We start from the raw sequence: 14214 nt of genomic DNA, 5'->3' as shown, positions 1-14214 counted from the left end.
GGCGCGAGTGAGCGGTTTGCCTCACCCCATTCGAACAGACTCCGCGTGCCGGACGAGTTCGGTGATGTGATCAGCGAATACGGGCCACAATTCCCGCGGCAGATTGTGTGACATCCCGTCGAAGACCACCAATTTCGCGCCCGGAATCGCCTCGGCAATGGCCCGGCCACCGCTCACGTCGAAGATGCGATCATCCGCGCCGTGCAGCACCAGGGTCGGAATGTCGAGCTCGGCCAGCCGCGCCGTGCGATCACCGGAGACCAGCACCGCCACCATCTGGCGCATCATGCCCTCGAAATCGACGCCGCGATCGAAGGTCCGGCCCGCCCGCTCGGCCACGGCCGCGGCGTCGAAAACGAAACCGGGGGAAGCCGACGCACGCGCCGAGCGCACCTGCCAGTCGATGTAGCCCGCGCGGTCGTCCGGCTGCGGCCCGGCGTCGCCGAACGCGCCCGGGCTCGTGCGCCCGACCTCGGGGTTTCCGGTGGTGGACATGATGGTGGTCAGCGAACGCACCCGCGCACCCGCCTCGATGGCGATGGTCTGCGCGATCATGCCGCCCATGGACGCGCCCACCACGTGGACGCTGCCCAGGTCGATCGCGTCGAGCAGCCCGACCGCGTCGCCGGCCATATCGGACAGGTCGTAGACCGCGCCGGAGAGATCACCGGCCATGGCCGCCCGGATATCGGTGGGCGGCGCGGCGGTGAAGTGCGTGGAACGTCCCACATCGCGATTGTCGAATCGAATGACATGCAGTCCGCGCGCGACCAATTCGTCGCAGAACCCCTCGGGCCAATTGATCATCTGCGCCCCGCCGCCCATGATCAGCAGCACCGGCGGATCCCCCGGATCGCCGAATCGCTCATAGGCCATATCGATCTTCGAAGGCCCCACGCCCACGGCTAGTTCCTCGGCCACGATTACCCCATCTCCTCGGTGTCGACCTGCGAGTATGGACCGTTGCCCGGGGCTTGCGGCAAGCCCCGGCGTGCGATATATGTTCCAGTGGGGGAATTACCGGAGTCGTCGTCGATCCGGCACTCGTGCATTCGAATCGGTTCTCACTCGGATACGGCGAAAGCCGGCGCGCGGACCCCTCGCTCGCGCGCCGGCTTCACCGTCACCTGTTCTCTGCTGCCCGGACGGTCGTCGACAGGGCGCGGGCGTCCCGCGTGCGGGAACACCCCCTGCGGCGCCCGTGACCGCCGTGAAACCCGATGTCGCACCGGGCAACCGCGTCACACACCCGCGATTCCCGTGCGCCGTGGCCGGTCACCACGGCGAGCGGGAACCGCGACGTCCGAGTCGGCGTCGACGTGTCCGGTCCGGCTACCCTCATCCTGTAGGCCGGGTCGGACAGGTCGCGGTCGGCGACGCCGCCGAGCGGGGTGGTGCGCGGTCGAGCGGTGCGGAGCATCGGAACAATCCCTTCCGAACGTCGAATTCGACGGGTGTAATTCGGGGGTACTGCTGGGGGATTGTTCGTCGGCGGAGGCCGGGGAGTTACACATCAATTTTCAAGTCGGTACAAATGCGACAAATTGGGTGTAATTCCGGGCCGTATCAGTGTGTGGCGGTTGCCGGTTCGCTCGCGGCGGGAGTCGCCTCGGGCTCGGCGGCAGCGGCGGTCCCGGCTCCGGTCTCCGCCTCGGCCGCGCGCCGCGCCAGGTTGTCCTGGACCTCGGCTTCCCACGCCTGGTTGGCCTTGCTGGTGTCGACCTCGAATTCCAAGCGCTGCACGGCCTTCGGATCCACATCGGCCACGTCGACGTAGAACTGCTCGTACCAGCGGCGCAGGTGGTAGACCGGTCCGTCGTCCTCGCACAGCAGGGGATTGTCGATCTTGGACTTGTGCTTCCAGATCTCCACGTCCTGCAGGAATCCGGCGCTGATGCCCTCTTCCATCGTCGTGACCAGCATCTCGGCCGCGTCGGCGGGCAGGCCCTCGGGCTTGTGCAGGGACATGCCCCACTGCAGTACGAACGAGTCGTTGGAGACCGGGTAGTGGCAGTTGATCAGCACGCTCTCGATCTCGAAGCCGCCGAAGCTGTTCTTGAGGGGGTTGACCATGTACGAGGGGCCGAAGTAGGACGCCTCCGAGATCAGCAGCGAATCGCCGTAGTCGGCCGCGAAGCCGATGTCGGTGCGCGGCTTGGTCTTCAGCAGCTGGGTGGCGACGTGGCCCTCGAACACGTTCTTGAACGAGACCGGGAAGGCGTAGTGGATGTAGAAGAAGTGCGCCATGTCGACGATGTTGTCGACGATCTCACGGCAGTGCGCGCCCTCGATGAGCAGCGAGTTCCACGTCCACGGCGTCCACTCCTCGTTGAACGCCCCGTCCCGGTCGTAGGGGCCCTCGATCACCGGGATGGTCACCTCCGGCGGCGGCTGGTTGCCCTCGTGGTCGTGCCAGACGAACAGCTGCCCGTTGCGCTCGAGCGTGGTCCAGGTCCTCGTGCGCGCCAGGGGCGGCACCCGGCGCGCGTACGGAATATCCGCGCATTTGCCCGAGCCGTTCCAGCGCCAATCGTGGAACGGGCAGGCGATGTTGTCGCCCTTGATCGTGCCCTTGGACAGGTCCGCCCCCATGTGGCGGCAGTACCCGTCCAGCACCTGCAGCTGACCCGTGCTGTCCGCCCACACCACCAGCTTGGTCCCGAACGCCTGCACCGAATGCGGTTCCCCGTCCCGGAACGCCGCCGTCAGGCCCAAACAGTGCCAGCCGCGCGCGAAGCGGTCCGGCGCCGTACCCACGTCGATCTCGCGAACCCTGTGCGGCTGCCTCGGAGGAGTCGTGGCCATAGTAGAAATTCCCTCCCTGCTACTTCACACACTGAACCGATCAAGCTTTGACGGTGTGCCCGACCGGCGCAAATCGCGAAAACGGTTGGGAGACAAAACTCTCAGTTATCTCGTGGCGGCCATTACTCGGCGGTGAATCGGCAGGGCAAGCGGTGCAGCGCGTTTCGGGCGAACTCGATCAGCTTCAGCGGCCGGTGAGTTCGGCGACGAGCGGTGCGAGCCGCCCGGCCTCGGCGGCGCCGAAGATGAAGTAGGAGAAGCCCATTTCCTCGCGTCGCCGCTGGATCTCCTCGGCCGCGGCCACCGGATCGGCGGGCAGGACGGTCACCGCGTCGACAGCGCGCAGGGCCGCCGGATCGGTGTCGGGCGGGCCCATGTGCGCGGCGACGGCGTCGCCGACCACCGGAACGGCCAGCGCCAGTTCGATGTCCGGCCTGTCGCGGAAGTCCGCGGCGAGCCGCGCGACCTCGCCCCGGGGCTGCGGGCCGAGCGCGAAGGTGACCGTGTCGGCGATCTCGGCCGCCAACGCCCGCGCCTTCGGGCCCAGCACCGCCATGGTGACCGGGGTGTGCAGACCGGGGCCGTCGAGCTCGCGCAGGGCCGCGACGGTCGCGCCGATCTCCGCCAGGCGTTCGGCCGGCCTCACGACGGGCAGGCCCTTGTCGCGCAACTCGTCCTCGATGCCCGGCCTGCCAGTGCCGATGCCGAATTCGAAGCGGCCCTCGGTGAGTAGCGACAGGGAATGCGCCTCCCACGCGGTCATCCAGGGCGGCCGGAACGGCGAGGCGTAGACCCACGCGCCCACGCGAAGGCCGGTGTCGGCCGCGACGGTCGCCAGCATGGGGGCGGGCGCGGGCTGGGTCAGCGGGAAGTCGGGCACGAGGAACGTCGAGTACCCGAGATCGGCGATGCGGCGCGCACTGTCGCGCCAGGTCGCCACGTCACCCATGAGCGGGGCCACGACCCCGAATCGGAACGGCTTCACCACGATCACACTCCTGTCTGTCGGTGCTTACGGGAACAACGACGCCGCGCGCGGTGGAAATTCGTCGGCCCGGTGCCGCCGGGCCGCGAGTCCGGCCGGATCACCGAGTACGTACGGGGTCTCCCGCCGCACCCGCGCCGCCGGGGTGCGATCGGTCGGATGATTCTGTCGCGCCGTCCGTGCCGGCACTACGGTCCGCGCCGGATCGAACCATCGTTCAGAACGCCGCTGACCCTACGAGGGCGGCCACCAGCTGGTCGGCGAATTCGGCCGCGTCGGTCCGCATTCCGTTGTGTGCGCCCGGGAACTCGGTGGCGCGCAGGCCGAGGCGCGCGGCTATCTCCGCGGCGGGGCGGCAGGGGAGCGCGGGGGCGGTCTCCCGGCCAACGGCCAGGGTCAAGCGGTCGCGGTGGGCGGTCAGCGCTTCGTAATCCGGTAGGTAGGAGGTGAATTCGCGGAGTTCGTGCTCGATCATGAGTGGGCCGTTGGCGGCCAGGCGGGTCCACATCTCGGCGGCGCGGGGCGGCAGCTCGGCGGCGACCGGGGCGGGTTTCATCGCGTTGCCTATTCCGGCGAGGAACCGGGCGGAGGCGGCGGCGAGCCCTTCGGCGTGGAACAGGGTGACGACCTCGTCGATCATGGCCCGGTGTGCGGCGGCGTCGGGCAGCACCGCGAAGCACGGTGGTTCGTGCGCGACCAGGTGCCGGACTCGATCGGGATGGCGGGCGAGCAGGTCCAGGCCGACGATCGCCCCGGCGCTGCCACCGACGACGAACACCGGATCGCCGGTGAGGTGGGTGATCAGCCGGTGGGCGTCCGCGCTCTGGACCTCGACCCGCTGGGTGACCTGGGGGCCGTCGAGCACGCTGCGGGAGTACCCGCGCGGATCGAGGGAGACCACCGTGAAGTGCTTCTCGAGTACCTCGGCGAGCGGGTCCACGGTGCCGGCGTCTCCGCCGCCGCCGGGCAGGAACAGCAGCAGCGGTCCCGCACCGCGGATTTCGTGGTAGAGCGTCGCGCCGGGGACGCGCAGGGTATCGGATTTCATTGCGGTTTCTCCTGATCGGGCCACCGCGACAGCAGGTGGTGCAGGGCATCGAGAATGCGAGACCACGAGGCGTCGGGCTCGCGTGAATGGTTGAAGCCACCGCCGAGTTCGAGGGTGGCGTAACCGTGAAAAGTGCTGCGCAGCAGGCGACCCGCGTCGATGAACGCATCGCCGTCCAGGTCGTAACCGCGCAGCATCGCGGCGGTCAGCTCGACGTTGCGGACGTAACCGGGTGCGTCCGCAACGTCGGCGAGGTCCATGGGCCCCTGGGTGGCGGCGTAGCGGCCGGGATGCTCGAGCGCGTAGTCGCGATAGGCGTCGGCGAACGCGACGAGCGCGTCGCGCCCCGCCCGGCCCGCGACCGCGGCGCCGATGCGGTCGGCCATCTCCGCGGCCGCCGCCAGCGCGACCCGGACACGCAGATCCTTCAGGTTCCGCACGTGCGCGTACAGGCTCGGGTCCCTGACCCCGAATCGCTTGGCCACCGCCGCCAAGGTCACGTTGTCGAACCCGATCTCGTCCGCGAGTTCGGCGGCCGCCGCGGTGATGCGGTCGGCGGTGAGCCCTGCGCGTGGGGACATCGGAACCTCTTCCTATGGGTATTAGGACAAAACCTAAGATACATAGGTTCAGCGACTGTAGCCACCTCGACCCGGTTCCATTCCGCGTCCGCTGCCGTGGAAAGTATGGGCGTTTGCACCCCGCGCGAGTTGCCTACTGTTAGCCCTTTCCACAGGAAGGCAACCTCTCGATGAAACACCGGATCGCATTCGCGTCCACCGCACTCGCAGTCCCGCTCTTCCTCGGCGCGGCCGCCAATGCCCAAGCCGCACCGGCGATTCCGGCGGACGCGATCGCCGACTCGGGCTCCGCGCTGCTGAACACCGACCTGGCCGCCGAGCTCGGCACCGGCTCGGGCCGACTGGCCCGCGCGCTCGCCGACGCCGGCTCGGGCCGCGCGGCGACCACCGCCGAGATCGCCGGATCGGGCTCGGCCGACCTGGCCTCCACCGGCTCCGGAATCGGCAACGACGTCCTGACCTCCGGCTCGGCCCAGGCGCTCCTGGGCCCGAACAGCGCCTGGTCGAATTTCTGGATGCTGGTCGGCAATTCCGGGTCCGGCAAGGGCTGGCTGCAGGGCGCGGGCTCATCGGGCTTGCTGCCGCGCGGGTAACCCCTTCGCGCCGTACATGTTCGGCGCCCGGTCCACGCGGCGAGCGCGGACCGGGCGCCATTGTCGCCCTGGCGCCTCGATTCGCCCGGCCACACGCTCCGGCATCGACATTTCCGGACGGAAAGCCGCTGCGAGCGGGGCGGATCACAGACTCGGGAGTCGGGTGAATCACATACGGGTAGATTGCGTGTATCTGTTGGTTACCCGTAAGTAGGAGGCGACGATGCCCGTGCCGTCACCCGCAGTCTTCGAGCGTTTGCGGACGTTCGCGGCGGTGGACACCACCGAGGACCGCGACACCCGTGCGATCACCGAGGTGTTCACCGGGAACACCCTCGGCAGTGTGCCGGTCGGCAACGCCGATGACGTGACGGCCGCGGTAGGCAAAGCCCGTGCCGCGCAGGCGGAATGGGCGGCACGGCCAGCCAAGGAACGGGCCGCCGTCTTCGAGCGGTACCGGGCGCTGGTGGTGGAGAACCGCGAGTACCTGATGGACGTCGTGCAGGCCGAGACCGGCAAGGCGCGATGGGCCGCTCAGGAAGAGATCATGGGCTTGATCTTCGCGGCCCGGTACTTCGCCCGCGTCGCGCCGGGACTGCTGGACGCGCACAAGGTCGCGGGCGCGTTCCCACTGCTGAACCGGGCGTCGGTGCGCGCGGTGCCCAAGGGCGTGGTCGGGGTGATCGCACCCTGGAACTACCCGATGCTGCTCTCGATCGGCGATTCGATTCCGGCGCTGCTGGCCGGCAACGGCGTCGTGGTCAAGCCGGACAGCCAGACCCCGTACTCCTCGCTCGCCAATGCCGAACTGCTGGCCCGCGCCGGACTGCCGCGCGATCTGTTCGCCGTGGTGACCGGGCCGGGCACGGTGGTCGGCACGGCCATCGTCGACCAGTGCGACTACCTCATGTTCACCGGTTCCTCCGCGACCGGGCGCACCCTGGCCGAACAGTGCGGTCGTCGCCTCATCGGCTTCTCCGCCGAGCTGGGCGGCAAGAACCCCATGATCGTGACCAGCGGGGCGAACATCGACAGGGCCGCCAAAGCCGCCGTGCGTGCGTGCTTCTCCAACGCGGGCCAGCTGTGCATCTCGATCGAGCGCCTGTACGTGGATCGCTCGGTCGCGTCCGAATTCACCGAGAAGTTCGTGGCCGCGGTCAAGAACACCACCATCGGCGCCTCGTACGACTTCTCCAACTCGGTCGGCAGCCTCATCTCCGAAGCGCAGCTCGAGACGGTGTCCAAGCATGTGGCCGACGCGGTCTCCAAGGGGGCGAAGGTGCTCGTGGGCGGTAACGCCCGCCCCGATCTCGGCCCGCTGTTCTACGAGCCGACCGTGCTGACCGAGGTCACCGACGCCATGGAGTGCGGCCGCAACGAAACCTTCGGCCCGCTGGTCTCCATCTACCCGGTCGAGAACGTGGAAGAGGCCATCGCGCGCGCCAACGACACCGAATACGGCCTCAACGCCAGCGTCTGGGCGGGCAGCAAGTCCGAGGGCGAGCAGATCGCGGCCCGCATCCACGCGGGCACGGTCAACGTGGACGAGGGGTACGCCCCGGCGTGGGGCAGCACCGGCGCGCCCATGGGCGGCATGGGCATCTCCGGCGTCGGCCGCCGCCACGGTCCCGACGGCCTCCTGAAGTTCACCGAGTCCCAGACCGTGGTGGTGACGCGCTTCCTGAATCTCGATGCGCCGCCGCTGGTTTCGCAGGAGAAGTGGCAGCCGCTGCTGATGGGTATCGCCCGCGCGATCCGGTTCCTGCCCGGCCGCTGACGGTTCCGCGACCGCCCCGCCCGTGCGCAGGCTGGGGCGGTCGAAGGAAGCGGCTTCTCCATGTTCGGGCTGATGTTCTTCCCCGACCGCGCCCGGGGATTCGCCGAACTCGCCCGGGTACTGCGCCCCGGCGGCATCGCGGTGGTGTCGAGCTGGGCTCCGGGCGACGAATCCACGCTCATGACCCTGCTCTTCGATGCCTTCCGAGGCGAGATCCCGGGATTCCCGCCCTTGCAGCGCAATCCGTCTAGTCTGGAGAATCCCGAGGTGTTCGCCGCCGAGTTGCGAGCCGCGGGCTTCGGCGACATCACCGTGCAGTCGCACACCGCGGAGTTCACGTACGAGAGCGCGGATCACCTCTGGCACAGCATGACCCACGGCAACGCCCCGCTGCGCCTGACGCGCGCCCGGACCCCGGAGCAGGTCTGGCGGGCGCAGGAGACGACCATGCGCGCGTATCTGCACGAGCACTATCGGCCCGGCTCACCCCTGCACACCACGGCCTGGCTGGGTTCCGGGCGCGTCCCGGCCTGACATTCAGCCGACGACGGGTCCGCGGGCGATTCTTGCGCCCGGCCGTTCGTGGCGGCCGAGCGTGACAACTCGCCCGCGCGGTCGTCCACGTCATACCCATGCGCTCGCACCGGACGGTGTGGCATGTACCGCACAGCGCGAGCTGGCTACCCCACAGCACTCCATTCTTGCCTAAGGTAAGGCTCCCCTAATTAGAGGAGTGGTGGGCAAGTGATCGAGGGAAACCGCGTCCTGCCGAGTCGCCGTGGCGTACTCGGGGGTCTGGCCGGGGCAGCGGCCTGTGCGGCGTTCGGCTGGACCCCGGCATTCCGGGTACCGGCCGCGCGAGCGGAGGGTGTGACCCCACCGGCATTGCCGGGCGGCGTCGAGGTGTATCGGCAGGCGTACGAGAACTGGTCCGGTGAGGTTTTCATCGACCGGATGTGGACCTGCGCGCCCACGCACGCGGATCAGGTGGTGGCACTGGCGAACTGGGCCCGCGCGCACGGCTGGACCGTGCGCGCCAGTGGTCAGCGGCATAACTGGTCGCCGCTGACCGCGCTGGCGCACGAAGCCGAGCGCGTACTGCTGGTGGACACCACGCGGCATTTCACGCGCGTCACCGTCACGCCGGGCACGCCGGCGAGCGTCACCGCGCAGACCGGCGTGCACATGGAAGTACTCATGACCGCACTGGAATCCGCGGGACTCGGCTTCGCCGCCACACCCGCGCCGGGCGACATCACCCTGGGTGGCGTGCTGGCCATCGGCGGGCACGGCACCGGTATCCCGGCAGCCGGTGAAACCCGGGCCGCGGGGCACACTTTCGGGTCGATCAGCAACCTCGTCGTGGCGCTCACCGCCGTCGTCTGGGACGAATCCGCGGACAGTTACACCCTGCGCACCTTCGAGCGCGACGATCCGGCGATCGCCCCGCTACTGGTCAATCTGGGCCGCACTTTCCTGATCGACGCGAGACTGCGCACCGGCGAGAACACGCGCCTGCGATGCCGGAGCCTGACCGACATCGACGTCGACACCCTGTTCGCACCGCCGGACACAGCGGGCGAGCAGTCGTTCGGAGCATGGGTCGAACGCACCGGGCGAGCGGAGGCCATCTGGTTCCCGTACACGAGCACGCCGTGGCTCAAGGTATGGGAAGTGTGCCCCGAACAGCCCGCCGGCGCGCGAATGGTCAACGGGCCGTTCAACTATCCGTTCTGCGACACCATCCCCGATCCCATCACCGACCTCATGTGCCGCATCGAAGCCGGTGCGTACGGACTCACCCCGGCCATGTGCCGGATGCACATGGACATGGTCGAGATGGGCCTGACCGCCACCGCATCGCGCGACCTGTGGGGCTGGTCCAAGAACACCCTGCTGTACGTGCGGCCCACGACGCTGAAGGTGACCGCCAACGGCTACGCCATCCTCACGCGGCGTGCGGATGTGCAGCGAGTCGTCAGCGAGTTCTACGCGTACTTCCGCGACGGACTGAACCGATACGCGGCCGAGGGCAGCTATCCGATGAACGGGCCGTTGGAGATTCGCGTGACCGGACTCGACGACCCCGGCGACGCGGGAGTGCCCGGCGCACTCACCCCGGCACTGTCGGCCATTCGGCCCCGCCCCGATCACCCGGAGTGGGAAGTAGCCATCTGGCTCGACATCCTCACCATTCCCGGTACTCCCGGCAGCATCCGCTTCTACCGCGAAACCGAACGGTGGGTCCTGGCCAACTACTCGGGCGACTACGCCCAGGTCCGCCCGGAATGGTCCAAGGGCTGGGGTTACAGCGACACCGGCGCCTGGGCCGATCGCGACGTGCTCGACACGATCGTCCCCGACGCCTATCGCGCCGGTTTGCCAGCCGGAAACACCTGGGACACCGCTGTTTCCACCCTGGATCAGCACGACCCGCATCGGGTGTTCGCCAACGGGTTCCTCGCCGGCCTGTTGCACGACTGACCCGAACGCCGCACGTTTGAGACCTCCTCGCCGAGGCATTACGTCGTCACAGAGACGAACTCGACGAGGAGGATCAGATGTCGGGTGCAGGAATGACGGTGCTCATCGTGCTGGTGGTGCTCGCGGTACTGGTCGCCATCGGGTTGGCCGTACGACCGTGGTTGCGGCGCAGGCGATTACAGGATCGATTCGGTCCGGAATACGACCGGGCCGTACAGGAATCGGAGAGTCGCCGAGCTGCCGAACAGGAGCTCACCGAACGCGAGAAGCGGCACAGCCAACTGCAATTGCGCGAACTGAGCGAGGACGAGAAGGCGCGCTACGGCCAGCAGTGGGCGCACGTGCAGGAACAGTTCATCGACGATCCGGTGCGCTCACTCGACAACGCCGATCGACTGCTCGTATCGGTCATGTCCGACCGCGGCTACCCGACCGAGGACTTCCAGCAGCAGCTGGCCGATCTCTCCGTCCGGCACGCCGCACCGCTCGAGCAATTCCGCACCGCGCACGAAATCGCGGGGCGAGCCGCCAGCGGGCAGGCCTCGACCGAGGACATGCGCGCCGCGATCGTGCACTACCGCGAACTTTTCGTCGATGTGCTGGACGGCAATCGCGCCGGTCAGACCGCACCCAACAAGTAAGGCGAGAACCATGAGCATTTTCGAATCCGACCGCGCGAAGAAGGCCAAGGCCGCGGGCATCGACGCCGAACAGGCCCCGCGCGAGGCCAAGCGCCAGGAGGCCGAACGCGCCACCGCCGAACAGCACGATCCCGCCCAGGAACGCCTGCGCGAGGACGCGAGTCACGCGCAGCCCGGCGGCGATCGGCCGTTCCCCGACGCCGAGCCCGCGAACACCGTGACCGGCAACGAACTTCGCGACGCGGGGCCGAGCGCGCACAAGCCGGGTTCGGACGCGGCCGCACAGCCCGGGGGCGCGCACCAGCCCACCGCGAGCGGCGTGCACGCGCAGCCGGGCGGCGACGTCCAGCCGTCGGGTCCCAGCGCCCACGCTCCCGGCGCGAACAAGGAAGCTGACGCACTCGCGCATCAGCCCGCCGCGCAACACCCGGGCTCGGACCGCAAGCCCGGCGCGGGCGACGCCCATCGTCCCGGCAACGGGGGCAACGCGATCCCCGGCAGCCCGGACGCGGGCAAGCTGCGCGAGCAGTGGCGTGAAGTACAGACCATGTTCGTGGACGACCCGCGCGACGCGGTGACCCGCGCCGACGACCTCGTCTCCGGCGCCCTGCAGCGCCTCACCGACGGCTACGCCCAGCGCCTGCAGCAGCTCGAAACCCGCTGGTCCAGCGGGGGAGAGGTCGACACCGAAGAACTGCGGCAGGCCCTGCGCGGCTATCGCGACCTGTTCGATCAGCTGCTGACGACCGCATCCGCGGGCGGAGCGACGAACATATAGGACTTCTCCTCGACCCGCCGGCTGATCCGCCAGACACCGGCGACGCGGGTGAAGGAATCCAGATACCAGAGCCCGCACAGCATGAGCCGCTGATGACCGTCCGCACCATCCACCACCATCGGGTTGTGGCACATGGTGCGGGCGGTCGCACTGTCTCCATCGACCCGAATCGAGGAATTGCTCACCAGATGCTGGAACGCGGTGAAATTCGGCATGACGGAGGCGAGAAATTGCTTGGTGGAAGCCAGATCACCGGCGGGACCGCCCATCGCGGTGTAGTCGATATGAGCATCAGCGGTGAAGAGCTCGTCCAGCAGATCCCACTGGTGGGTGTCCACCGCGTGGGAGTAGCGCACCATGACATCCGCTATTTCCAGTCGGTCCGATATCTCCTGCAGGGACAGCATGGGGGCCTCCGAATCGTGCCGTAACTCTTCCGATCGGTGGGCAGCGTACGACGAGGCAGCCCATCGATCTTGTGCTTTGCGAAAGATATAGCCGCAGGGATCGGCGAACTTCGCCGCTTTGCGAGGGCGGCACACCCCGCCGACGCGCCGCCCGAGACGGTTCGACTGCGGATTGCAGCCGAGTCGATACCCGCGCGCGAGGGTCGTTGCCGAACTGAAACCTGCAGGCGGCCCCGCGTTTTCCGCAGGTGGTGAGAGTATGGGGCTTCTTCCATGCATGGCCGCCCCGTTCACCGAAGGGTGGCTGCGGGGGCCGTGTCCGAGTGAGCGGGGCCGAACATGCGAGCGTCGAAACCGAACAGTTCCACCGTGGGACAACGCCGCGAGACCAAACGCCGCTGGGGACTTTCCCGTCCCGCGGTGGCCACCCTGACCGGCCACACCGACGTGCGGCCGCGCACAACGGATTCCGCGCAATCCGCTGTCGAGCGAATAGCCCGGAGACAACTCGCCGACGCCCGCCGGGCCATCGACCCGGTCCTGCGAGCCGCGGTGGGCGGACTTGCCGAACCGCTGGATCAGATGGCGGGCTATCACTTCGGCTGGTGCGATCCCGAGGGCATCGAGATCACCGACGGCGTGCAGGGCAAAGCACTGCGGCCCGCGCTGACTTTCGCAGCTGCGGCAGCGTGCGGCGGATCGATCGACGATTCGGTGCATGCCGCAGCGGCAGTGGAACTACTGCACAACTTCTCGCTCGTACACGATGACGTGATGGACGGAGATCCATTCCGGCATGGGCGCCAGACGATTTGGCGACTGTGGGGCGAAACCAACGCCACGCTACTCGGCGATGCCATGCAAGCCCTGGCTCTCGGCGTGCTGTCGGATGGCGTGCCCGAGCCGGTTACAGCGGAAGCGGTCATTCGATTAGCGCGAGCCACGATGACACTGTGCCGGGGGCAGTACGAGGATTGCGCATTCGCTGAGCGGTCCAGTATCAGTGTGGCCGAGTATCTGCAGATGGCATCGGGGAAAACCGGTGCATTGCTCGGGTGTGCCTGTGCACTCGGAGCCCTGTGCGCCGGAGCGGATCATCGCGTCGTATCGGCCATGCATACATTCGGGTGTGAAATCGGGCTGGTATTCCAGCTGGTCGACGATGTGATCGACATCTGGGGGGATCCCGCGGTGACGGGGAAACCCGCGCACAGCGATCTCATCAGTCGTAAGCAATCATTCCCGGTGGTCAGTGCCTTGGCCTCGGATACATCGGCCGGGCGTGAGCTTGCTCGGATCTATCAAGCGCGCCAGCCTATTACAGCGGCTCGAGCGGCTCGGGCCGCCGTGCTTGTCGAGGAAGCTGGTGGGCGGCGCGAGACTCTGGAGCGCATCTCGGGAGCGCTCGGGGCCGCGCTGGATGTTTTGCCTACCGATCTCGCCACGGGGGATCTCACGGCGCTGGCGCATCTTGTGGCGCATCGGGATCGGTGAAGTGGACGGGTCAGCGCCGTCCCTGGATTGGATGGCGCCGGCCGGTTTCGGGGGGGATCTAGGCGGGGGTGGCGTATGCGTGGCGGGGTATCGGGGTATCGGCGCGTTGAGTGGCTGGTTGCGTTGACGGACGACTGGATAACGAGATACCAGCGGAGTGCGGTTGGGGTGGGCGGGTTGCGGTTCCAGCCCTGCCGGGGCAGAGCAGCCTGGATAACGAGACACCCAGCGGGGTCCGGCCGGGGGTCGAGCTGCGGTTCCAGCCCCCTCGGGGAGAGCAGCCTCGATAACGAGAACCAGCGGAGTGCGGTGGGGAGAATCGGGCTGCGGTTCCAGCCCTCCCGAGGGAGAGCAGCCTGGATAACGGAGTAGCAGCGCGGCCCGGTTGGGAGCCTCGACGGCGGTACCACCCCTACCGGGCCGATAAACGTAATCCACCACCTGTGGGGGTACGAGCAACCCTCGAATGGATTACCGCTCACCACAATCACCCTCTGAGGCGGTACCAGCATTCAACGATGACGAGTCTTTGTCTGTAGGTCTCGAGAAGGTTCCCACGGCCATCCAGCCAGGCTGGAAGGATGAACAGGCTCCCAACCGGGGAGCCGAGGTCGGGTACGG

The 14214-nt window shown here is 68.1% G+C and carries 13 protein-coding genes; 7 read left to right on the top strand and 6 right to left on the bottom strand.

Translation table 11 applies throughout. From position 1 onward, the window contains the following. Positions 1–21 precede the first annotated feature (21 nt). From ACFVBH_RS00065 to ACFVBH_RS00045, 5 genes are all read right to left on the bottom strand, one after another. Positions 22–921, bottom strand: a complete 900-nt coding sequence (locus ACFVBH_RS00065; protein WP_378998338.1) for an alpha/beta fold hydrolase — start codon at positions 919–921, stop codon at positions 22–24. 645 nt (positions 922–1566) lie between these two features. Beyond that, positions 1567–2805 carry a Rieske 2Fe-2S domain-containing protein gene (locus ACFVBH_RS00060; protein WP_378998336.1) on the bottom strand — a complete coding sequence of 413 codons (1239 nt, stop codon included), beginning with the start codon at positions 2803–2805 and terminating at the stop codon, positions 1567–1569. 184 nt (positions 2806–2989) lie between these two features. Further along, positions 2990–3793, bottom strand: coding sequence for an LLM class flavin-dependent oxidoreductase (locus tag ACFVBH_RS00055; protein ID WP_378998334.1), 804 nt, complete (start codon positions 3791–3793; stop codon positions 2990–2992). Positions 3794–4007: 214 nt separating this feature from the next. Continuing rightward, positions 4008–4838, bottom strand: coding sequence for an alpha/beta fold hydrolase (locus tag ACFVBH_RS00050; RefSeq protein WP_378998332.1), 831 nt, complete (start codon positions 4836–4838; stop codon positions 4008–4010). Continuing rightward, positions 4835–5419 (bottom strand): TetR/AcrR family transcriptional regulator, encoded by a 585-nt coding sequence (locus ACFVBH_RS00045; protein ID WP_354988481.1) that lies wholly within the window; start codon positions 5417–5419, stop codon positions 4835–4837. Before ACFVBH_RS00045 ends, ACFVBH_RS00050 begins: the two co-directional genes overlap by 4 nt. Positions 5420–5589: 170 nt before the next feature. Here ACFVBH_RS00045 and ACFVBH_RS00040 point away from each other — a divergent pair, with 170 nt between their 5' ends. The 6 genes from ACFVBH_RS00040 to ACFVBH_RS00015 all read left to right on the top strand — a co-directional run bounded on the left by ACFVBH_RS00040 (position 5590) and on the right by ACFVBH_RS00015 (position 11692). Then, a complete protein-coding gene (locus ACFVBH_RS00040) occupies positions 5590–6012 on the top strand; it encodes a hypothetical protein (RefSeq protein WP_378998329.1) in 423 nt (140 codons plus the stop codon). A gap of 223 nt (positions 6013–6235) precedes the next feature. Further along, the gene (locus ACFVBH_RS00035; RefSeq protein WP_378998327.1) at positions 6236–7789 is read left to right on the top strand and encodes a succinic semialdehyde dehydrogenase; all 1554 of its coding nucleotides are present in this window, start codon (positions 6236–6238) and stop codon (positions 7787–7789) included. A gap of 60 nt (positions 7790–7849) precedes the next feature. Then, the gene (locus ACFVBH_RS00030) at positions 7850–8323 is read left to right on the top strand and encodes a class I SAM-dependent methyltransferase (protein ID WP_378998325.1); all 474 of its coding nucleotides are present in this window, start codon (positions 7850–7852) and stop codon (positions 8321–8323) included. Positions 8324–8533: 210 nt separating this feature from the next. Continuing rightward, entirely contained in the window at positions 8534–10273 is a 1740-nt protein-coding gene (locus tag ACFVBH_RS00025; RefSeq protein WP_378998323.1) for a cholesterol oxidase substrate-binding domain-containing protein, read from the top strand. A gap of 77 nt (positions 10274–10350) precedes the next feature. Beyond that, positions 10351–10914 carry a hypothetical protein gene (locus ACFVBH_RS00020; protein ID WP_354988485.1) on the top strand — a complete coding sequence of 188 codons (564 nt, stop codon included), beginning with the start codon at positions 10351–10353 and terminating at the stop codon, positions 10912–10914. A gap of 10 nt (positions 10915–10924) precedes the next feature. After that, positions 10925–11692 carry a hypothetical protein gene (locus ACFVBH_RS00015; RefSeq protein WP_378998321.1) on the top strand — a complete coding sequence of 256 codons (768 nt, stop codon included), beginning with the start codon at positions 10925–10927 and terminating at the stop codon, positions 11690–11692. Here the strand turns inward: ACFVBH_RS00015 and ACFVBH_RS00010 are convergent. Then, on the bottom strand, positions 11647–12099 hold the full coding sequence (locus ACFVBH_RS00010; protein WP_354988487.1) for a nuclear transport factor 2 family protein: 453 nt from the start codon (positions 12097–12099) through the stop codon (positions 11647–11649). The two genes, ACFVBH_RS00015 and ACFVBH_RS00010, sit on opposite strands and share 46 nt — an antisense overlap. 420 nt (positions 12100–12519) lie before the next feature. Here ACFVBH_RS00010 and ACFVBH_RS00005 point away from each other — a divergent pair, with 420 nt between their 5' ends. Beyond that, positions 12520–13593, top strand: coding sequence for a polyprenyl synthetase family protein (locus ACFVBH_RS00005; RefSeq protein WP_378998319.1), 1074 nt, complete (start codon positions 12520–12522; stop codon positions 13591–13593). Positions 13594–14214 lie beyond the last annotated feature (621 nt).

This window comes from Nocardia sp. NPDC057668, assembly GCF_042799795.1.
Lineage (GTDB): Bacteria > Actinomycetota > Actinomycetes > Mycobacteriales > Mycobacteriaceae > Nocardia.
The sequence above is the reverse complement of the archived record's forward strand: the minus strand, read 5'-3'. Positions and strand labels throughout refer to the sequence as shown.

Coding starts and splice junctions, on each gene's coding strand:
- ACFVBH_RS00010 (WP_354988487.1), bottom strand. CDS start 12,099: ATGCTGTCCCTGCAGGAGATATCGGACCGACTGGAAATAGCGGATGTC.
- ACFVBH_RS00020 (WP_354988485.1), top strand. CDS start 10,351: ATGTCGGGTGCAGGAATGACGGTGCTCATCGTGCTGGTGGTGCTCGCG.
- ACFVBH_RS00040 (WP_378998329.1), top strand. CDS start 5,590: ATGAAACACCGGATCGCATTCGCGTCCACCGCACTCGCAGTCCCGCTC.
- ACFVBH_RS00060 (WP_378998336.1), bottom strand. CDS start 2,805: ATGGCCACGACTCCTCCGAGGCAGCCGCACAGGGTTCGCGAGATCGAC.
- ACFVBH_RS00030 (WP_378998325.1), top strand. CDS start 7,850: ATGTTCGGGCTGATGTTCTTCCCCGACCGCGCCCGGGGATTCGCCGAA.
- ACFVBH_RS00050 (WP_378998332.1), bottom strand. CDS start 4,838: ATGAAATCCGATACCCTGCGCGTCCCCGGCGCGACGCTCTACCACGAA.
- ACFVBH_RS00015 (WP_378998321.1), top strand. CDS start 10,925: ATGAGCATTTTCGAATCCGACCGCGCGAAGAAGGCCAAGGCCGCGGGC.
- ACFVBH_RS00045 (WP_354988481.1), bottom strand. CDS start 5,419: ATGTCCCCACGCGCAGGGCTCACCGCCGACCGCATCACCGCGGCGGCC.
- ACFVBH_RS00035 (WP_378998327.1), top strand. CDS start 6,236: ATGCCCGTGCCGTCACCCGCAGTCTTCGAGCGTTTGCGGACGTTCGCG.